This is a genomic window from Paramixta manurensis (assembly GCF_013285385.1).
Lineage (GTDB): Bacteria > Pseudomonadota > Gammaproteobacteria > Enterobacterales > Enterobacteriaceae > Paramixta > Paramixta manurensis.
Genome location: NZ_CP054212.1, coordinates 1072259 through 1091180 on the forward strand (window position 1 = coordinate 1072259; position 18922 = coordinate 1091180).

Annotated in this window: 16 protein-coding genes, 1 tRNA gene and 1 pseudogene; 10 read left to right on the forward strand and 8 right to left on the reverse strand. The window is 49.6% G+C overall.

The genetic code is table 11. The features are described 5' to 3' along the window. The first annotated feature begins 224 nt into the window (after positions 1-224). The 3 genes from gpt (at position 225) to crl (ending at position 2511) form a co-directional block, all read left to right on the forward strand. Positions 225-683: a xanthine phosphoribosyltransferase gene (gpt, locus tag PMPD1_RS05150; RefSeq protein WP_173633028.1), complete on the forward strand. Its 459-nt coding sequence runs from the start codon at positions 225-227 to the stop codon at positions 681-683. A 122-nt stretch (positions 684-805) separates the two neighbouring features. Beyond that, positions 806-2053 carry an esterase FrsA gene (frsA, locus tag PMPD1_RS05155; protein WP_173633029.1) on the forward strand — a complete coding sequence of 416 codons (1248 nt, stop codon included), beginning with the start codon at positions 806-808 and terminating at the stop codon, positions 2051-2053. 56 nt (positions 2054-2109) lie between these two features. Further along, on the forward strand, positions 2110-2511 hold the full coding sequence (gene crl / locus PMPD1_RS05160) for a sigma factor-binding protein Crl (protein ID WP_173633030.1): 402 nt from the start codon (positions 2110-2112) through the stop codon (positions 2509-2511). Positions 2512-2569: 58 nt separating this feature from the next. Here crl and ompC read toward each other — a convergent pair whose 3' ends face one another. Continuing rightward, positions 2570-3679, reverse strand: a complete 1110-nt coding sequence (gene ompC, locus PMPD1_RS05165; protein ID WP_173633031.1) for a porin OmpC — start codon at positions 3677-3679, stop codon at positions 2570-2572. Between the two features lie 243 nt (positions 3680-3922). On the opposite strand from ompC, the gene proB reads away from it, so the two are divergent. From proB to PMPD1_RS05190, 5 genes are all read left to right on the forward strand, one after another. Continuing rightward, complete coding sequence (gene proB, locus PMPD1_RS05170) at positions 3923-5026, forward strand: glutamate 5-kinase (RefSeq protein WP_173633032.1); 1104 nt, start codon at positions 3923-3925, stop codon at positions 5024-5026. Positions 5027-5036: 10 nt separating this feature from the next. Then, a complete protein-coding gene (gene proA / locus PMPD1_RS05175; RefSeq protein ID WP_173633033.1) occupies positions 5037-6290 on the forward strand; it encodes a glutamate-5-semialdehyde dehydrogenase in 1254 nt (417 codons plus the stop codon). Positions 6291-6390: 100 nt separating this feature from the next. Then, positions 6391-6466: transfer RNA gene (locus PMPD1_RS05180), tRNA-Thr, on the forward strand. A 163-nt stretch (positions 6467-6629) separates the two neighbouring features. Continuing rightward, a complete protein-coding gene (locus PMPD1_RS05185) occupies positions 6630-7826 on the forward strand; it encodes a tyrosine-type recombinase/integrase (RefSeq protein WP_173633034.1) in 1197 nt (398 codons plus the stop codon). 566 nt (positions 7827-8392) lie between these two features. Continuing rightward, on the forward strand, positions 8393-9115 hold the full coding sequence (locus PMPD1_RS05190; RefSeq protein ID WP_173633035.1) for a hypothetical protein: 723 nt from the start codon (positions 8393-8395) through the stop codon (positions 9113-9115). Positions 9116-9279: 164 nt separating this feature from the next. Here PMPD1_RS05190 and PMPD1_RS05195 read toward each other — a convergent pair whose 3' ends face one another. The 7 genes and pseudogenes from PMPD1_RS05195 to PMPD1_RS05225 form a co-directional block, all read right to left on the reverse strand. Beyond that, positions 9280-13089: an SIR2 family protein gene (locus PMPD1_RS05195; RefSeq protein WP_173633036.1), complete on the reverse strand. Its 3810-nt coding sequence runs from the start codon at positions 13087-13089 to the stop codon at positions 9280-9282. 346 nt (positions 13090-13435) lie between these two features. After that, positions 13436-13564: pseudogene (locus PMPD1_RS05200) on the reverse strand (YdgH/BhsA/McbA family protein); the annotation flags it as partial. 239 nt (positions 13565-13803) lie between these two features. After that, on the reverse strand, positions 13804-14898 hold the full coding sequence (locus tag PMPD1_RS05205) for a flavin monoamine oxidase family protein (RefSeq protein ID WP_173633037.1): 1095 nt from the start codon (positions 14896-14898) through the stop codon (positions 13804-13806). Further along, positions 14895-15578 carry a cupin domain-containing protein gene (locus tag PMPD1_RS05210; protein ID WP_173633038.1) on the reverse strand — a complete coding sequence of 228 codons (684 nt, stop codon included), beginning with the start codon at positions 15576-15578 and terminating at the stop codon, positions 14895-14897. The genes PMPD1_RS05205 and PMPD1_RS05210 overlap by 4 nt, the downstream gene beginning before the upstream one ends. 40 nt (positions 15579-15618) lie before the next feature. Next, the gene (locus tag PMPD1_RS05215; RefSeq protein ID WP_007712977.1) at positions 15619-15963 is read right to left on the reverse strand and encodes a carboxymuconolactone decarboxylase family protein; all 345 of its coding nucleotides are present in this window, start codon (positions 15961-15963) and stop codon (positions 15619-15621) included. Positions 15964-15999: 36 nt separating this feature from the next. Continuing rightward, the gene (locus tag PMPD1_RS05220; RefSeq protein WP_173633039.1) at positions 16000-16281 is read right to left on the reverse strand and encodes a hypothetical protein; all 282 of its coding nucleotides are present in this window, start codon (positions 16279-16281) and stop codon (positions 16000-16002) included. Positions 16282-16498: 217 nt separating this feature from the next. Then, a complete protein-coding gene (locus PMPD1_RS05225) occupies positions 16499-17413 on the reverse strand; it encodes a LysR substrate-binding domain-containing protein (protein ID WP_173633040.1) in 915 nt (304 codons plus the stop codon). A gap of 176 nt (positions 17414-17589) precedes the next feature. Here PMPD1_RS05225 and PMPD1_RS05230 point away from each other — a divergent pair, with 176 nt between their 5' ends. Both PMPD1_RS05230 and PMPD1_RS05235 read left to right on the forward strand, forming a co-directional pair. Next, complete coding sequence (locus PMPD1_RS05230) at positions 17590-18366, forward strand: SDR family NAD(P)-dependent oxidoreductase (protein ID WP_007712986.1); 777 nt, start codon at positions 17590-17592, stop codon at positions 18364-18366. A 45-nt stretch (positions 18367-18411) separates the two neighbouring features. Beyond that, positions 18412-18894: an OsmC family protein gene (locus tag PMPD1_RS05235; RefSeq protein WP_173633041.1), complete on the forward strand. Its 483-nt coding sequence runs from the start codon at positions 18412-18414 to the stop codon at positions 18892-18894. Positions 18895-18922 lie beyond the last annotated feature (28 nt).

Genomic DNA, 18922 nt, shown 5'->3' on the forward strand with positions numbered 1-18922 from the left:
TTAGCGCTTCGTCGCAAAATGTTAAGTAAAGATCGCCGTCAGTAACTCTGACGTGATTGCCTGAGAATATCACTCTTTCTGGCCTGGTGCGTCATCGACTGCGCTAAAATCCTGCAACCAAACGCGCCGATGCTGGTTTTTAACGCGCCATATCCTTATAATCTCGCGCAACCTTTTTCCCATTGCACATTTTTAAGCCACGTTTGCTGGCCGGGATTCTTTTTATGAGCGAAAAATACGTCGTCACTTGGGACATGTTGCAGATCCATGCCCGTAAACTGGCTCAACGCCTGCTCCCTGTTGAACAGTGGAAAGGCATTATCGCGGTGAGCCGCGGCGGGTTGGTTCCTGCCTCGTTACTGGCGCGTGAATTGGGGCTGCGTCATGTCGATACCGTGTGTATCTCCAGCTACGACCACGATCATCAGCGCGAAATGAAAGTGCTGAAGCGTGCGGAAGGTGATGGCGAAGGGTTTATCGTAATTGATGATTTAGTGGATACGGGCGGCACCGCGCAGGCGATTCGTGATATGTACCCGAAAGCACACTTTGTTACCATTTTCGCTAAGCCGGCAGGCCGCCCGTTGGTAGACGATTATGTGGTTGATATCCCCCAAAATACCTGGATTGAGCAGCCGTGGGACATGGGCGTGGTCTATATTCCGCCAATTGTTAAAAGCTGATTGATTATGGTCATTGCAACGCCCGGTTCTGCCGGGCGTTGTTGTTTCTACATCTCGCCTGGCTGTATCCACCAGGCTAAACTGGTTTTTCGTCATGTTAACGCTGTGGGAGTCCGCCAATCGTGAACGCGAAAAATCTCAGTGAGGAGCTGTTCAAACCTCGCTTTAAGCACCCGGAAACCTCCACGCTGGTACGCCGCCGCCCCTCGCCGACTGTGGCGGTACAATCAACATTGGATGGCGAAAACCATACCGGCTGGTATCGGATGCTTAACCGCCTGATGTGGACATGGCGCGGGCTGTCGCCACAGGAGATTAGCGAAGTATTGGCGCGTATCGCCGTCAGCCGGGCGGAGCATACCAACGATGCCTTACTTGATACGGTGATTGGCTATCGGGGCGGTAACTGGATCTACGAGTGGTCGAAACAGGCATCTGTGTGGCAGCAGGCGGCAGTAGATGCCACCGATGATGCGCGTTCCGGCGAGCACTGGTTACGCGCCAGCAACCTGTATAGCCTGGCGGCGTATCCTCATATTAAAGGCGATGAACTGGCTGAGCAGGCACAAACGCTGGCGAACCGCGCCTATGAAGAGGCGGCACGCCGTTTGAGCGGTGAGCTAAAAGAGTTAACCTTTCCGGTAGAAGGCGGAAGCCCGATTATCGGGTTTTTACATATGCCGCCGGGTGTTGAAGCGCCGTATCCGACGGTGTTGATGTGCGGCGGTCTGGATGCCCTGCAAACCGACTATTATCGCCTGTTTCATGATTACCTCGCGCCGCGCGGCATCGCCATGCTAACCATTGATATGCCATCGGTCGGCTTCTCGGCAAAATGGAAGCTGACCCAGGACACCAGCTTTTTACATCAGCAAGTGTTACGCGGGTTGTCTTCCGTCCCGTGGGTTGATCATACCCGTGTCGCGGCCTTTGGCTATCGTTTCGGGGCCAATGTCGCGGTGCGTTTAGCTTGGCTGGAAGCCGCTAAACTGCGCGGCGTTGCGTGCCTTGGGCCGGTGGTGCATGGTTTGTTAAGCGATCCACAGCGCCAGGAGAAGGTACCGGCGATGTATATGGATGTGCTGGCGAGCCGCCTTGGTATGGCAACGGCCAGCGATAGCGCGCTACGCATCGAACTGAATCGTTATTCGCTTAAAACCCAGGGATTATTGGGTCGACGGACTCCGACACCGATGCTGGCCGGGTTTTGGCGTGATGACCCCTTCAGCCCGGAAGAAGAGTCACGACTAATTGTTAACTCCTCGGCGCAAGGGCAACTGCTGCCGATTACGTTTTCGCCAGTGATGAAAAACTTTGACCAGGCGCTACACCAAATTTGTGACTGGTTAGCAAAGCGGCTACAGAGATGAGTTGCTATTATTCAACCTTTTGCTAACAATAAAGGCCCATTAAAGGAGGTTAAGCTATGACGTTACCCAGTGGACATCCCAAGAGCCGACTCATGAAACGCTTCACTGCTTTGGGGCCCTATATACGCGAGAATAAGTGCGAAAATAATCGCTTCTTCTTCGATTGCCTGGCCGTTTGCGTCAATGTAAAACCTGCGCCTGAGAGCCGTGAATTTTGGGGCTGGTGGATGGAGCTTGAGGCCCACGCCGATCGCTTTACTTATGAATATTATTTCGGTTTGTACGATAAAGAAGGCAACTGGAGTGCTTCGGCAATCAAAGGTAAAGAGAATAATGAGAAGCTGGAAGAGACCTTGCGTAAATTCCACGAGCGTTTAAAAGCGCTGTTGGCTGAGATGAGCCTGAAACTGGAACCGGCGGAGCATTTCGCCGATGAGCCGGTAAAACTTACCGCTTAAGTCATGAGTAGCGGAGGCGAAATCACTTTTGCCCCCGCTCACTCCAGAACGTGTTACATCAGAACTGATACACCAGACCCAGCGCCACGACATCATCGTCATTCAATGACAGTTTATTATCGTCGCTCAGGCGGTTAATTTTATAATCCACATAGGTCGACATATTCTTGTTGAAGTAATACGTCGCCGCCACGTCGATATATTTCACTAAATCCACGTCGCCAATACCGTTTTCAATATCTTTGCCTTTGGTTTGCACGTAGCCCAGAGAAGGGCGCAGACCCCAGTCAAACTGATATTGCGCGACCAGTTCGATGTTTTGCGCCTTGTTTGCCGCACCATTCACTGAGGCGCCAGTCAGCCGCGATGTGCCGCTGATGGGCGTCATGTTGTGTGTTTCGGTATAAATAGCCGCCAGATAAATGTTGTTAGCGTCATATTTCAGACCGCCACCCCACGAATCGGCCTTATCGCCATGACCATAGGCGGACAGTTGCTGGCTGTCGGTACGATCGGAACTGGTATAGGCACCGATAATGCTGACGCCAGAGTCACCGAAATCATAACCCAGCGATCCGCCGTAGCCGTCACCATTCTGCCTTAACACATCCGGACGGCTGTTACCGCTGTCGGTGTCGTTTTTCCCCTGATATTGAAGCGAGAACTTCAGGCCATCGACCAGGCCAAAGAAGTTATTGTTACGATAAGTGGCGACGCCGGTGCTGCGTTGCGTCATAAAGTTATCGGCACGCGCGGTACCATCGCCACCAAATTCCGGGAACACGTCGGTCAGCGCCTCGACGTCATACAACACGCCGTAGTTGCGACCATAATCGATAGAGCCATAGTCACTAAATTTTAAACCGGCAAAACCTAAACGCGTTTTGGTGCCAGCGGTACCCTCGCTTTCCGCGTGGTTTACCGCTACCTGATATTCCCACTGTCCATAGCCGGTAATCATGTCGTTAATTTGCGTTTGGCCTTTAAAGCCGAAACGGATATAAGACTGGTCGCCGTCCACCCCATCATTATCACTAATGTAGTGTTGGGCTTTAACCCGGCCATAGAGATCCAGTTTATTGCCGTCTTTATTATAAACTTCTGCTGCGTGTGCCGTAGCCGACAGGGCCAGTGACGCGGTTAAAAGTGCCAGAGCGCTCTTCTTCATTTGCTAATCATCCCGGAGTAAACGTCAGTATTGCCACGAAGGCTGTTTTAATTGCACGAACGTTTTAACCGTTTGAGATGAAAGATTTATGACGTTTTTTCGTGTTTCCGATGAAGGCCATTTTTATTGTCAGCCCGCAAGCGCAGGTAATTTTCGCGCTTTTCCCGCGCTGGCTGTTGGCATCGCGCCTGACACCTGATAAAACGTCTGCTTGCACACTTTTTTTAGCAACGGCAGGAAATAATGAGCGGCAGCCAGACCCTGGTAGTCAAACTGGGGACCAGTGTCCTGACCGGCGGATCGCGTCGGTTAAATCGGGCACATATTGTTGAATTGGTTCGCCAATGCGCGCAGCAGCACGCGGCGGGACATCGAATTGTTATCGTCACCTCTGGCGCGATAGCCGCCGGACGTGAACATTTGGGGTATCCCGAACTGCCGCCGACCATCGCTTCTAAACAGTTGTTGGCAGCGGTAGGGCAAAGCCGTTTGATCCAGCTTTGGGAACAACTGTTCTCTATTTATGGCATTCATATTGGGCAGATGCTGTTGACCCGCGCCGATCTGGAAGAACGTGAACGTTTCCTGAACGCGCGTGATATGCTGCGTGCGTTGTTGGACAATAATATTGTGCCGGTCATCAATGAGAACGATGCGGTTGCCACCGCAGAAATAAAAGTGGGCGATAACGATAATCTTTCGGCGCTGGCGGCGATTTTGGCCGGTGCGGATAAGCTGTTGCTGTTAACCGATCAACCAGGGCTATTTACCGCCGATCCGCGTAATAATCCGCAAGCTGAATTAATTAGCGATGTTCATGGGATTGATGATGCGTTACGTACCATCGCCGGTGATAGCGTCTCTGGCCTGGGAACCGGCGGGATGGCGACCAAGTTGCAGGCCGCCGATGTTGCCTGCCGTGCCGGGATTGATGTGATTATTGCTGCTGGCGGACGGCCAGGTGTGATTGGCGATGTCATTAGCGGTCAACCGGTTGGAACACGTTTCCATGCGCTACAAACCCCGCTGGAAAACCGTAAGCGCTGGATTTTCGGCGCGCCGCCTGCCGGTGAGATTACCGTTGACGATGGCGCACTGGCCGCCATTCTGGAGCGCGGTAGTTCACTATTGCCAAAAGGCATCCGCGCGATTAGCGGTAATTTTTCCCGGGGCGAAGTTATCCGCATTCGTAGCCTGCAAGGGCGTGACATTGCGCATGGCGTATCACGTTATAACAGCGATGCCATACGTTTGATTGCCGGCCATCATAGCCAGCAAATCAGCGATATTTTAGGGTATGAATATGGTCCGGTTGCCGTGCACCGCGACGATATGATTGTTAGTTAAGGGGTTTTCCATGCTTGAGGAAATGGGTAAAGCGGCGAAAGCGGCGTCATATCAACTTTCGGTATTGTCGAGCGAGCAAAAGAACCAAGTGCTTCTGACCATTGCCGAGCGGCTGGAAGCGCAGAGCGCGGAGATCCTCGCGGCAAATGAGCTGGATTTGGCCGATGCGCGCCAAAACGGCATGAGCGAAGCGTTGCTGGATCGGCTGGCGTTAAACCCGGCACGGCTAAAAGGCATTGCCGATGACGTGCGCCAAGTCTGCCGTCTGGCCGATCCGGTTGGGCAACTGATCGATGGCGGTCAGCTTGATAGCGGCTTACGTATTGAACGCCGTCGCGTACCGCTTGGCGTGGTTGGCGTGATCTATGAAGCCCGTCCTAACGTGACGGTAGATGTTGCTTCGCTATGCCTGAAAACCGGTAATGCCACCATTTTGCGCGGTGGAAAAGAGACTTACCGTACTAACAGCGCCACGGTACGCGTGATTCAGGCGGCGTTGCAACAGCACGGTCTGCCCGCCGGTGCGGTGCAGGCGATCGAAAGCCCGGATCGTGAACTGGTGAATCAACTCCTGCGTCTGGATCGCTATGTCGATATGCTGATCCCGCGCGGCGGCGCTGGGTTGCATAAACTGTGCCGCGAGCAATCCACCATTCCGGTGATTACCGGCGGAATTGGCGTATGCCATATTTATGTCGATGAATCGATAGAGTTCGACGCGGCGTTAAACGTGATTGTTAACGCCAAGAAACAGCGCCCCAGCGCCTGTAATTCACTGGAAACGCTTTTAGTTCATCACGCCATCGCCGAGCGCTTTTTGCCTGTGCTGAGCCAGCGTATGGCGGAAGAGGGCGTGAAACTGCATGCCGACCCGCGCGCATTGTCGCTGTTGCAAAATGGCCCGGCGGAAGTCAGCGAAGTCACCGAAGCGCAGTACCGCGACGAGTGGTTGTCGCTGGATCTGAACCTGAAGCTGGTGGATGGGCTGGATGAAGGGATTGCGCATATCCGTGAATACGGTACGCAGCATTCCGACGCGATACTGACGCGCAGTATTCGTAATGCGAACCGGTTTGTGAATGAGGTGGACTCATCGGCGGTGTATGTGAATGCCAGCACGCGCTTTACCGATGGCGGGCAGTTTGGTCTGGGCGCTGAAGTCGCGGTTAGCACTCAGAAACTGCATGCGCGTGGACCGATGGGGCTGGAAGCGTTGACCACCTATAAATGGATTGCATACGGCGACGACACCATTCGCGGCTAACATATTGACGGCTGGCGAGAAAATCAGCATCCGAGCGGACAGCTATTGACTCCCGGCCGAGTTTTTCTTAACGTATCGCCCCGTAGTTTCTCTCCTAAACGCCGATATAGCTCAGTTGGTAGAGCAGCGCATTCGTAATGCGAAGGTCGTAGGTTCGACTCCTATTATCGGCACCATTTCAAACTCTTCCCAAGTCTACCGAAATCAACTTAAAACCCGTATACTGCGGTTTCTGGCCCGTATCTTATCTCCTGTTATCAACTGTACTCAACTGGAATCAAGTCACAGTTGGGGGCATAAGTGGGGGCATTCTGTGTTCGGTCCAGGGAGATGCCCCCAATGAAGCTAAATGCGCGACAGGTAGATGCAGCTAAACCCAGAGAGAAAGCCTACAAGCTGGCAGATGGTGCTGGTTTGTATCTTGAAGTCGTTCCCTCTGGCTCTCGGTACTGGCGGATGAAGTATCGCTTCAATGGAAAAGAGAAGCGTATGGCTTTTGGGGTCTATCCGGCAGTGTCTCTTGCACAAGCGAGGGCACTACGCGATGAAGCCAAGAAAAAGCTGGCCGAGGGTATCGATCCATCGTTTGCCAAGAAAGAAGAAAAGCTGGTTCGGGATGTGCAGCTCAATAATACGTTTCAGGCAGTGGCGCTTGAATGGCACGGAACGAAGGTGAGTCGATGGTCAGAAGGTTATGCCTCCGACATTATCGAAGCTTTCAATAAAGATATTTTCCCCTATATCGGCCAGCAGCCGGTGAATGAAATCAAACCGCTGGTTCTGCTGAATGTGCTGCGTAGAATGGAAAGCCGTGGTGCGACAGAGAAGGCTAAGAAGGTTCGCCAGCGCTGCAGTGAAGTTTTTCGTTATGCCATCGTTACCGGACGCGCGGAATACAATCCTGCTGCAGATCTAACCAGTGCGATGTCAGGGCATGAATCGAAACATTACCCCTTCCTTACCGTTGAGGAGTTACCTGATTTCTTCGAAGCTCTCTCAGGCTATACAGGAAGCCCGCTGGTTGTGCTTGCCGCTCGGCTGCTGATCCTTACGGGAGTTCGCACCGGCGAGCTTCGAGGTGCTTTCTGGAGTGAGTTTGATCTTGAAAAAGCGGTGTGGGAAATACCTGCAGAGCGTATGAAGATGAAACGGCCTCACCTTGTCCCCCTCTCTACCCAAGCACTAGAGATCGTACAGCAGCTCAAAGTGATGTCTGGGCAATATCATCTGGTGTTTCCTGGGAGGAATGATCCCCGCAAGACGATGAGTGAAGCGAGTATTAATCAGGTATTCAAACGGATTGGGTATACGGGAAAGGTTACTGGACATGGTTTTCGGCACACGATGAGTACGATTTTGCATGAAGAAGGGTTCAATACGGCGTGGATTGAAACTCAGCTTGCGCATGTCGATAAGAATGCGATTCGCGGAACGTACAATCATGCGTTGTATTTGGAGGGCAGGAGGGAGATGATGCAGTGGTATGCGGATTATATTGATAAAGTTGGAAGGGTTGCTCTCAGGAGTGCTTCATAATTAGATTTCTCTAAACTTAACTGGATCGTTAGGAATACAGGCAAATTCTACAATTATTGCTCCTCCATAATGGAGGGGCTGAAAATAATAATTATTTTTATGAATCACACTCAAGTTTATTATTAATTTCTTTAACTATTAAATATAATGTTTATAAATTACAGAAGAGACGTAAATCATATCTTATTTATTAGTTAATTTGAGGTGGAATTAATAGGTTCACGTTTAATGATGCTGCAAACCTTGAAGTGCCATCCCTTTGGATATGTGTTTGATTTTATATGCAACTAATTGTCTCATATAATATTTAATAATGCACAGCATTCATTTTTTAGGTATAATAAACCGGTTGCGGCATTTTAGACGAGTACATGTCTCTTATAAATGTGATTTATAACTTATTGATTTTCAAGGTTAAGTGTATTTAAAGAGGCAATCTAAGCTGGTTAGAGAAATCCCAGTTCCAATTCTCTATAGCCATTGATATCAATAAATAGTAGAATGTAAAGATTATAGAAAATTGTATTGTGTCTATATGATTTTATTTTTTAAGTAGGAGGCGGCGTGTGAAAAGAAAAGTAGAAATAACCAAGAACAGCTTTTTTGAGCTTTTTTCTGATGCAATAACTCTTTATGAATTATCAGTTGCAACACAAAAAACACACATCAAAAAAACACTTGCAAAATCAAGTATACTTTCAATTAACTACGCTATTGAGGCTGCAGCTAACTCATTTTTATCTTCTATAGAAATATCGCAAAAGTTAAAAGATCAAATTGACAGGTTCTCTTCACTTGATAAATTTGACTATACTCTTCAATGGCATAAAGACATATCTTTACCTCGTGGAACCACTCAAACACAAATAATAAAAGAATTAATAGCACAACGAAATGCATTGGTACATCCCAAGATTAAAATTTTCACTGATACAATAGAAACTAAACCGGGTGAAGGAAAAATCGCTTATCAACACCAGTCTAATAGTCACTCCGAACAAGTTAAAAGTAATATATCAGGTATATCACTTGATCCTGAAACATATACTGAAAAAGATGCTTTTATTGCGATCAAGGCTCTTGTGGATTTTTTAAATTGCTACGTTAACGATTGGTGGGGTATTGATTTGGATACATCTGCTTTATTGCTTTTGCCATCATGGAACGGCTCAATACAAGCGCAGCCAATAATTTATGAGAGAAACTCACTGGAGACTGTTCTAAGGCATGATCCTGAGCTAAAAATAAAGTTTATTGGGTTGCATGGTATATTTGAGCAATTTCAATAATACTCCATAAATTATTTATAGCAGAAGGAATGATGAGAGGCGCTCCTTTACCAAACTTTAACGCCTGCTTCTTCTCTTAGTCAATAACAGACGTTAAGCGCTACGGCATGTCGAAATTTTTTGCTGATTGATGAGTAATCAACAATGGTAAAAAACCATAAAGGCTAATTGTTCTCAACTAGTGCAATAAGCCGTAAGTACCGCGAATCCTTGGTCAGACTTGTATCTGTATCTTCAATTAGCTCAAGAATCCTCTGCAGCTCTCCTGATGTACGCGTGAATATCTGTGGTGTTATTTTGTCCATTAAATCAAGTGTGGTTTCTGGAAAAATAGCTGCAATTGCTTCTTTACCACCGAGCTCCCTAGTGAATCTGTAGAACAAGTGATCAATTGTCTCGATTGGTACTAAGTATGTTTTTACTGAATCGTAAACCTCCGGAAACTTATCGCCAGTATCGTCAAGTAAACCAACCCATGCTTTTACAGAGCTCGTGGTTCTATATTGGCGTTCTTTGGGCCAGTCCTCTCTGATTAATGGGATCACATACTTAACCCAGCCACTCTCGTTTTTCTGCCCGACCAATCCTAACCAAGAAATAAAACGATTTCGAGCCTCGTCAGATAATTCTCGTAATATGGAGCGCATTTCATTCCTGGAAGGACTGGAGGGTTCATTAGGGTGAAACATTCTCATTAAACCAAGCCATTGCGAAGCTCGAACTGAATAATCTTTTTCCCACGAAAGAGATTCGATCCAAGGTATAAGGTTAAGAAAATAGGGTTTAATAAGTTCAGCTACTGCAATCGAAGGCATATCATTGCAATGAAGATAACCATTCCATGCTGGTTCTGCTGCAGGATGTTTTAAGTCCAAAATAGGTATAAGCCATTCTTTTGCCCATGCAGGATCAACAAACATTAGCCAATTTAGATTGCGAGTCGTTATAGCTATAGTGTGGTCCGCACCTTCTCCTGGTGCAGTAAAAAGACGTTCAATACGAGATTTAATAGAATACGGAATAAGCGAACCAGCTTTTTTTTCTTCACTTGGCATTACTTGAAAAAGCGCTTGAGTACATTTACCGACAGGACCATTGATTGCATGGTTGAATGTACGCCGAGACTGTATTACAACCTCACCATTTCGGATAACTTCTCCGAAACCACTCCGTGTTGCATCAGACCCACCGCTCAGTATGCCCTCTATGACATGATCGTAAACTGCCCACCCGAGATCCTCATCAAATTCAAGAGTCGCAGCTAAATTTTGTTCAAGCCAGTTACTTAATGTATGTCGTAACTCGACCAAAGCTGTAACTGGCAACCGCACAATTCGGTTCAGGAATACTCGTCTCACCCTTGGTTTAAGATCTTTAGGTAACTCACTTATCATTGGCGACCAAAATTCCTTAGGGTAATCACCGCCTCTCCCTGCAATAGCTAGTGCAGACAAAGCCTTACGCGGGTTTTCTTTTATCAATCCGACAAAGGGTTGCCTACTAGTAAAGCTGTCATCTTCTCGTTTAAGTATCTCTTTTACTTTTGGGATTATTTCGTTTGCTGGAAGATCTAAGATTATATCTGGCTTTTCGTCTGTACGAACCCAACCTGTCCGTGAACCCCAATTGATGACAACAGATGTAGCCCAGCCATCATTCCAGTCAGGAATTCTTTTAATCATCGCAGTTAGTTGGTCACGATGAATAGTGGACATTTTACAGCCGCTTAGTTCGAGATAGCGAGCGTATCTAGCTGCCAGTATCTCCCTTTGTTTTGGAATGTCTTCCTCAGGAAAATAAAGTAAATGGTTCGGACCGGTTAAAATATTCTCTATAATTCGATTCTGATTTTCTTGCGAGAATTCTTCCCAACGATCAGTGAGCAGAAAAAGAAGTTCGCGGGTAACATTTGTGTCCCAAAATCCACTTTGATCCAAAGACAAAAGCTCTTCGGCAACACGGTCAGCCTCAAAGACGCCTGTTTTACTGAATGCATAAAGTCTAAGCTTTCGGAAGAAAAACGGCTCCTTTATCGGCCAAGTTGTTACGTGTGCCTTAGCCAATTCTGGCCACTTCATAACAACTCGGTCTAAAAGGCGGACAAACCATGTCAATATCTCCGCACCTTTCGCGAAATGTTCTTCTCCTTCAACTGCACGTTCTGGATAACAACTTGGGCTTGGAAAGTAGTACGTATCAATATCCTCTAACATCCCGGAGGCAATTATTATTTGCGCTTCTAAAGCACTAAATACTTGTAGTAATACATTGTCAGGTACGTCTAAATCGTCATCATGTCTTTCGGTAAACACAACTTTAAATTGGCCTAATTCGTTGAACTGAATTTCCTCCCAGGAGCCGCTTGGCGGTCTGACTTCACCCAATCCATACGGCAATTTCATTTCCAATCGGGGTGTCATTACCCTACGAAACTCTCGTAAAACACCAGTTGTCCAGCCTTGGTTTGTAATTCGATCTTTTAAGTCGTACCAATCGACGTCATAACGACGATTGCGGGGATCTTTATGATGTTCAAGAATTAAGCTCCACAGTTGACGGGAGCGTTTGTGGATTGATGTTGAATGCTCAATATTGCGTTCAATATTTTGTAGTAGTAGAGGATGAATGCTGATTTTTCGGATAGCCCACCAAGCCATCACGGGGCTATCAAGAGATTTGCAGAACCAGGCCATGAGATGGCTCAATCGTTTCGGCATTGTCTCCAAACATCCAGCCAAGCGATGGTAATCTGACGGATTATCATCTTCGTCGCGCCATTCAAGGAGATTATCGTTACTCACTCCACGTTTATGTTCATCTTCAGAGATATCTTGCAGATCGTCATCAAGCCCATAAGCTTCTTGTGGATCGAAGGTCTCTGCATCATTGTCATCAAGTTCGTAGTATCTTTTCTTCTGTTTGGCTGACCGAATATTTGCATCCATCACACAAAGCCACTCTGGATGGGGAAGAGGAACAGCTTCAGAGAACAATTTCGCACCTTGTGTAGTGCGAAGTATATGGGCAAGTTGACCACGTTCATACGGTGCTAGAACTTTCGGATCTTGCTGGCTTTTAGCGATAATAGAAGCTCGCCATCGACGTGGATCATCTGCTCGCTCAGCCCATGCTTCCAAAGTCTTCCAAAGAGCTGGATGATCGGAATAGGCTATGGCTGTAACTCCTCTGTCACGCCATTTGGCTTCGATATCCTCGGCAAGGCCGCGATCAAATGCATAAAGTCTGGAACGATCATACTGGCCATCATGATTGAGACCCTGAAGGAGGTATTTAACTGGTGGGTCTTCTGCCTGATAACCGACCAAAACAACGATGTATCGTTCCAGAAGAAGCTTAATAAAATTGGTCGCCCATCCTTCTGAAAGATATGCTCGTCCAAAGTCTGCACTGCTCAGCACATAAGGATGGTTTACAGCATTTTCGTCGACCAGGCGGCCGTGAAGATATGTTATTCCCTCAATTGTCGAACCGAAATTCAGATTTGGGAAAGCTGGCGGCACATATCGAGTTAGATTATCTTGCGCTTGGTTATCCTCGAACAGTCGGTCAAAGTTCGTTGTGACAATCTGTGGGACACCACTCTGATTTGAGGAAATTCTTTTAATCAGGGCATGCTCACGTCCAATCTCTATATCAGTTCTTGCAGTCCCCAGACGCTTTGATACCAAAGCATTCACCTCATCCTTGCCATATTCCAGATGTAGGAGGTTGAAAATTTGGTCGAGAGGGACATTAGCCGAAGATTGGTCGTGAAGCCATGGGCGAAATGCTGCCATGATTTCTGAATCGTGTGGTGGGTCAAAGTATTCAATTACATGCTGGGTAAGCTCTACAAAGCTTGGCATCCCTGAAGGTAATGAAACCCCAGCGCCACAGAGAAATACAACTCGACCTGTATCACAGCGTTCTAAGAGGATATCGGGTATGGAAGGCCCTTCAGGGTGGAATCTCATAAGCTCAACTTTTCTAAGCGTTAATTTATGCTTGGATTCTACTATTCATAGCCATGTGATGAACACTGGTAGTGAAACAACCTTGGTCATTCAAGTGATTCATCTCAAAGTAAACGATTTGAATTGCCACTGTTTTGGTAGTCATCCTTCTAGGTGGCTTAAGTCAGGAGGCATTTAAATAGGTCTCATTGTGAGGACCCGAACTATGTACGGTTGTGGGGGCAGCCCAACCATAGGGCAGGATCTTTTATCGGGGCGGGGTCAGTCCAGATGTCTTCTGTTCTGAACATAAATCGACGCTCACTATAAGAGGGCTGTGTCACATCCTGTTCGGAATACTTATGATTTACTTATAGATTTCAGCAACCCCATGTAGCCTGTTATCCCCCGTTGTCGACAGGATTTTGAATGACGTTGCCCCTCGCTCATCAGCCTTACGAGAAAGCGCATCCGATAACTCATCAAGCGTATATCCTTCAGCTGTTGTGTTGGAAAAGCATAACGCAAACTGATTTATTCGATTAGATGGGGTAATTAGCTAGGGTTTATTAGATGTGTTCATTAATTTTTAGGGAGGGGGGAAGGTCGGCTTTGTGCCAGAAGCGGACGTTTCAGAAGCCAGCTGTTTTTAATAGCTGTGTATTATCGAACCGGATACTTATGTTTTTTAACAACCCCTTTTCGGACCGGACGGTAGCACCCCAATTTTGCGGTTTATTTCTGTTGTAGCCAGCGTTGAACGCCCATGGACGCGGAGTCAATTGCGCCTGCCAGATAGCCCGAGAATTGCGGCGACCATTCACTGGCGATACCTGTCATCTCGCCAGACCACTCTCCCCTGGCGGGAAGTTGCTCAGGCATTGCGTGCCCGACCTCCTGCAGGAGATCAAATTCCGTTGCAGTAAACGGATCGGCCGCCCAGTCTTTTATATACTCAGCTTCGGGCTCTGCCGCATCCTGTCCAAATAAGCGCACGAGTTGCTCCCGGCAAAGGCCTTTGAGCACAGCTTCGCTGACAGTCCATCTCGATTTTGCCGGTACGCCAATGAAACCAAAAATCGCTGTTTTGCCCGAATCTGGCTCGGATACGTCGTGGATCTCAACCATTGGCCCCACGCGGCTTCCTGCATTCCCGGAAAGCTGCCGCTCATGCAATAAGTCTGTTTTATATACAGCGACATATTTTGCATGGGGAGCCATCCATGTCGGGATTTTCCGCCAGTTCGACAGCACCTGTTCCGGCATCGCGGGTATGAAATCTATTTTAGCTGCCAGGGCAGGAGGCAAAGCGAGGAAGACATGCTCACCGGAAAATACGGCTTTTTTACTGCCTTCGGACCGGGTATGGATCTGCACTTTCTTGCCAGCCCGGGAAACCGCCACCACCTGATGGCCGGTTTTAATCTTCTCAGCCGGGATCTGACTTTTAAGTGCCGCCGTCAGCGCCTGCATTCCTCCCTTAAGCCTGAAAGACGCCGGGGAGCTCTCCCATGCCGGGTAGCGTTCGGGGGGCGAATCCAGCTGGCGTTCGTAGAGCATGTCACCCGGACGGCCGTGCGCGATTACCGGAAGATTAAGCCGCTCGATCAGTTGCGCGAAGTCCGGTTGAATATCAGGCCAGAACCACGCTGCCCCCATATCTACATGAATGCCAGCGGAGGTGCCCGCCAGTTCCAGGCCTGACAGCACGCGCCCGCCCGTTCTGTCACGAGCCTCAAGGATCACATAATCAACACCCGCTTTTTCAAGCAGCGTGGCGGCATAAAGGCCGCTTATGCCCGCACCAATGATAACAGCGCTCTGCTTCATAATGTCGCTCCGGTCAGGGTTGTCGGGCTAAGATGTCCCGTTTTCAGATAAAAAAGTGCGCCAGAGGCGGTGGCCATAAGAGCAGGCATATCACCCGGCGGAAACCGCAGCCAGCTTCCTGCCCCATAGCAACCTTCCGGCGCATGGAGTTCCCCCTGCAGAAGAAGGATCTCTACTCCGCCAACAAGCGGCGCACAGAAGATCCGCTCGCCCGGGGCAATTTTCTGAAGCAGAACGGTTTCTGAGGTGCCAGAGAATAAAGGGCAGACTTGTCTTTGCGGCTGACCGTGCCAGTTAGCTGCCTCCTGCGTATTTATCCTGACCGGCTGGCGTTCATCGGCAGACATCTGGCGCAGCTTGACGAAAATGGTTGTGCCGTCGCGACTTGAGGGCTGGTGAGAAGAACCGTCCGGGCTGCGCAGATACCAGCCGGCAGGATAGTTGACCCCGTTTTCGGTAAAAGTCCCCTCGAGCACCAGAATCTCCTCTCCGCCGGGATGGTTGTGTGCGGGAAATTCGGATCCGGGCGCATACCGGACAAGGCTGGTTGCGCGGGCCTGCTCGCGACCAATCCGGTCAAGCATCACGCGCTTAACGCCGGGCTGGGGAGAAGGTATCCACTGATAATCGTCCGGAGTAACGATCGCACGCTGCGAAAAATCAGAATTCAGTAACATCATAGTGAGTGATTAGACGGCCCCGCAGGGGCCGTCTGCAGGCCTATTTGTTCGGCAGATTATCGTAAACATCCAGAGCACGCGCGGTATATGTCAGCGCTGCGCCAGTGTTCAGGTTAATGGCAACGGCCAGCGCTTCGGCGATCTCTTCGCGCGTGGCACCGTGCTTAACAGCAGCGTCGACGTGTACGGCCAGGCAACCGTCACAGCGGGTGGTGACGGCCACGGCCAGTGCAATCAGCTCGTGGGTTTTGGGATCGAGGTGCTTGTTTTCTGACGCCCCTTTATCCATCTGCTGAAAGCCTTTCATAAACTCTGGCTGCAGTTTGGCAAATTTGCCGATGGTGGCGAGCAGGCCGCTGCGATATTCATTCCAGTTTAAGAACATTGAAAACTCCGGTTATTTTTTGTCTCAGAAAAATCATTACATGACGTCGAAAATACGTACGTCAGGCGCGCTGTTTAAATAGGGTTTTAATCCGGCAACGACATCCTGCGTGAACAGCGGACTTCTAAGGTATGCCTGCGCCTGCGCTACAGTCTTAAAGCCGTGCAGCACCTGGACATCCTCGTCACGGACAAGCAGCTCTTTAGAGGTGGCACCCTCGATGGTGGTCAGAAACGGGGTTTTGTATTTCTGGTATACCCCCGCGGCTGCCGCACGGTTTTCATTACTGATATCCAGGGTGATTTGCAGATACGCCATCGTTCTCTCCTTCGCTCAGGGTTGAGGTAACACGCCCGGTTAAAAACCCGGCCTGTATTACCTTTCGTTGAGGGCGATTATCAGAAAGCCAGACAGCTTCAACAAATCAGATAATCTTGCGGAGCAGAGAAGAAATTCTACGTCGTGGTATAGCAGGAAATAAAGCATCACGCGGCTGGACTGATTGCCGGGACAGCATGATGCCTGATGAGGCGGTTTATGAGCGGTCTGAAACGACATCCTGAAGAAGCCAGTCATGGAAAACTTTTACTTCATCACGCATTACATTCTGCTGCGGGGTGACCAGATAATAAGACCACTTGAGCGGCCACCGGTGGTCAGGATGCAGCTGGACCAGCTGTCCGGTTTCGATAAGCTTTTTCACCAGAGCGTATCGCACGATGGCCACGCCTCTGCCGCTCAGGGCCGACAGAATCACCGCTGAGGTGGAGTTAATATGCAGCCCGCTTTCCAGCGCTTCGGGGGCACCGACCGCCATCAGGACATCATTCCATGACGGAAAATCCGCCCCCGGGTGGGGCGTGTCATCATGAATGAGTTTTTGCTTGGCGAGCCATTCACTGCAGGCCATTTTCCCGGACGGCACCAGGTGGGGACTGCAGACCAGTACCGCTTCCTCATCCATTAGCCAGGTTTTATTCACGCCTGGCCAGTCGCCCTGGCCGCAGCGAATACCTATATCCGCCTCGCCGTGCGACACGTCCATCAGCTTTTCCGTGACGTTAAGCCGCAGATCGATATTTTCGTGCGTTTCCGAAAACCGGTTCAGGCGATCCATCAACCAGTTCATCATCAGTACCTGTGATGCCGTCACCACCACCACTGAGCGCGACCGGCGACCACGAAGCTTGTTTAATCCAGTTTCAAGTTTGTCGAGCCCCTGCGTGATGTCCTGGAGTGCCTCCTGCGCTTCGTCAACCAGCGTCAGCCGCTCTTTTCCTGAGCGGGTGCGGTGAAGAAGCGGGTGTCCGACCCAGTCTTCCAGCGAGCGGACCAGCTGGCCTACTGCGGCGGGCGTAACGCCCAGCTCCTGTGCCGCGCCGGTAAAGCTGCCGTGCCTGGCGGTGGCTTCAAAAGCATGCAGCCATTTAAGTCGGTTTAGCGATCGCATCAAGGTTATCCTGATTCATTATTTTCCTCAGTATACGCCAGCGAGAAAGATTTTCTTTCCTGAGTCGCAATTTCTTCTCAGTCGTCAATCAGGGGCCCGGGTGGCATTCTGATTTCACACGATGAGGAGCGCGGCTTTTCATCAATGACAACCATATGAATTTAAAGAGGTTAGCGATGAACGCATCTTTTGCCGGTAAAAAACTGTTAGTGGTCGGTGGTACAAGCGGTATGGGCTTCGAAACGGCGAAGCTGGTTCTGAAAAATGGCGGCAGCGTTGTGCTGGTTGGCAATCGCCAGGACAAAGCCGAGCAGGCCCGCCAGGCGCTGGCTGCAGATGGTCAGGTTTCCATCATCGTTGCCGACCTGATGAAAGAAGAAGGTATGCAGCACGTGGTGAATACCATTAATGCCGAACACAAGGATATCAGCCTGCTGGTCAATGCTGCTGGTGTATTTTTCCCGAAACCGTTCACCGAACATGAAGCGTCAGACTATGACATGTACATGAACATTAACCGCGCGACGTTCTTTATTACCCGTGACGTGGTGCGCAATATGGTGGAGGCCGGTATCAAAGGCTCCATCGTTAATATCGGCTCCATGTGGGCACAGCAGGCCATCGGTGCCACACCGTCTTCAGCTTACTCAATGGCAAAAGCGGGTCTGCACGCGCTGACCAAAAACCTGGCTATTGAACTGGGTGAAAAAGGGATCCGTGTGAATGCAGTTTCTCCGGCCGTTGTTCACACGCCGATTTACGAAGGCTTCATTCCGAAAGACGACGTGAAGGACGTGATGAACAGCTTTGACAGCTTCCACCCGATCGGCCGCGTGGGTACCCCGGTCGATATCGCGGAAACCGTTGCTTTCCTGCTTTCTGACAAGACTGGCTGGGTCACCGGCGCTATCTGGGATATCGATGGTGGCGTGATGGCTGGCCGTAACGCCTGATAACCATGCCGCACGCGCTCACCCGCGTGCGGCACTGGAGTATTTATGCAAATCCAGACCGCGCATTATGACCTTGTCACCTCGTGGCAGGGAGGCATGGCCAGCCGGACGCTCTGCCAGTCCTTTTCCGCAGACAACGCTCCGCCTGCCCTGCAAAGTCATGTTATCGATTCCGATGAACCGGTTTCGCTGGGTGGCGAAGGGCTGGCTCCTGACCCCCAGGAGCTGATGCTCGCTGCGTTTAATGCCTGCATGATGGCCGCCTTTATTCTCGAAGCCAGGGCTGAAGGTCTCGCCCTTACGCATCTTGAAATTCACACTGACGGGCACCTTCCGAAGGGTATACCGGCCTCCGGTGACAGACCTGCAGAGGATGCCTCCGGCAGGCTTGTGTATGTCATCCACGTAAGCGGTAGCGGCACGGTGTATCAGTTTGAAGGGGTCCATCAGCGAGTGATTGACTCCTCCCTGAACCGGTGGTTACTGGCCCAGAATATGCTGATCGAAGGTGACTTAATACTGAGCTGACGCGGCTGGATTGTTCTGTTCAACAGGA

What these genes read in the sequence shown, in the direction of transcription:
- PMPD1_RS05195 (WP_173633036.1), bottom strand. Translation starts at nt 13,089, where the DNA reads ATGAGATTCCACCCTGAAGGGCCTTCCATACCCGATATCCTCTTAGAA.
- PMPD1_RS05235 (WP_173633041.1), top strand. Translation starts at nt 18,412, where the DNA reads ATGCAAATCCAGACCGCGCATTATGACCTTGTCACCTCGTGGCAGGGA.
- PMPD1_RS05225 (WP_173633040.1), bottom strand. Translation starts at nt 17,413, where the DNA reads ATGCGATCGCTAAACCGACTTAAATGGCTGCATGCTTTTGAAGCCACC.
- proB (WP_173633032.1), top strand. Translation starts at nt 3,923, where the DNA reads ATGAGCGGCAGCCAGACCCTGGTAGTCAAACTGGGGACCAGTGTCCTG.
- PMPD1_RS05215 (WP_007712977.1), bottom strand. Translation starts at nt 15,963, where the DNA reads ATGTTCTTAAACTGGAATGAATATCGCAGCGGCCTGCTCGCCACCATC.
- crl (WP_173633030.1), top strand. Translation starts at nt 2,110, where the DNA reads ATGACGTTACCCAGTGGACATCCCAAGAGCCGACTCATGAAACGCTTC.
- PMPD1_RS05205 (WP_173633037.1), bottom strand. Translation starts at nt 14,898, where the DNA reads ATGAAGCAGAGCGCTGTTATCATTGGTGCGGGCATAAGCGGCCTTTAT.
- gpt (WP_173633028.1), top strand. Translation starts at nt 225, where the DNA reads ATGAGCGAAAAATACGTCGTCACTTGGGACATGTTGCAGATCCATGCC.
- ompC (WP_173633031.1), bottom strand. Translation starts at nt 3,679, where the DNA reads ATGAAGAAGAGCGCTCTGGCACTTTTAACCGCGTCACTGGCCCTGTCG.
- proA (WP_173633033.1), top strand. Translation starts at nt 5,037, where the DNA reads ATGCTTGAGGAAATGGGTAAAGCGGCGAAAGCGGCGTCATATCAACTT.
- PMPD1_RS05185 (WP_173633034.1), top strand. Translation starts at nt 6,630, where the DNA reads ATGAAGCTAAATGCGCGACAGGTAGATGCAGCTAAACCCAGAGAGAAA.
- PMPD1_RS05230 (WP_007712986.1), top strand. Translation starts at nt 17,590, where the DNA reads ATGAACGCATCTTTTGCCGGTAAAAAACTGTTAGTGGTCGGTGGTACA.
- PMPD1_RS05220 (WP_173633039.1), bottom strand. Translation starts at nt 16,281, where the DNA reads ATGGCGTATCTGCAAATCACCCTGGATATCAGTAATGAAAACCGTGCG.
- PMPD1_RS05210 (WP_173633038.1), bottom strand. Translation starts at nt 15,578, where the DNA reads ATGATGTTACTGAATTCTGATTTTTCGCAGCGTGCGATCGTTACTCCG.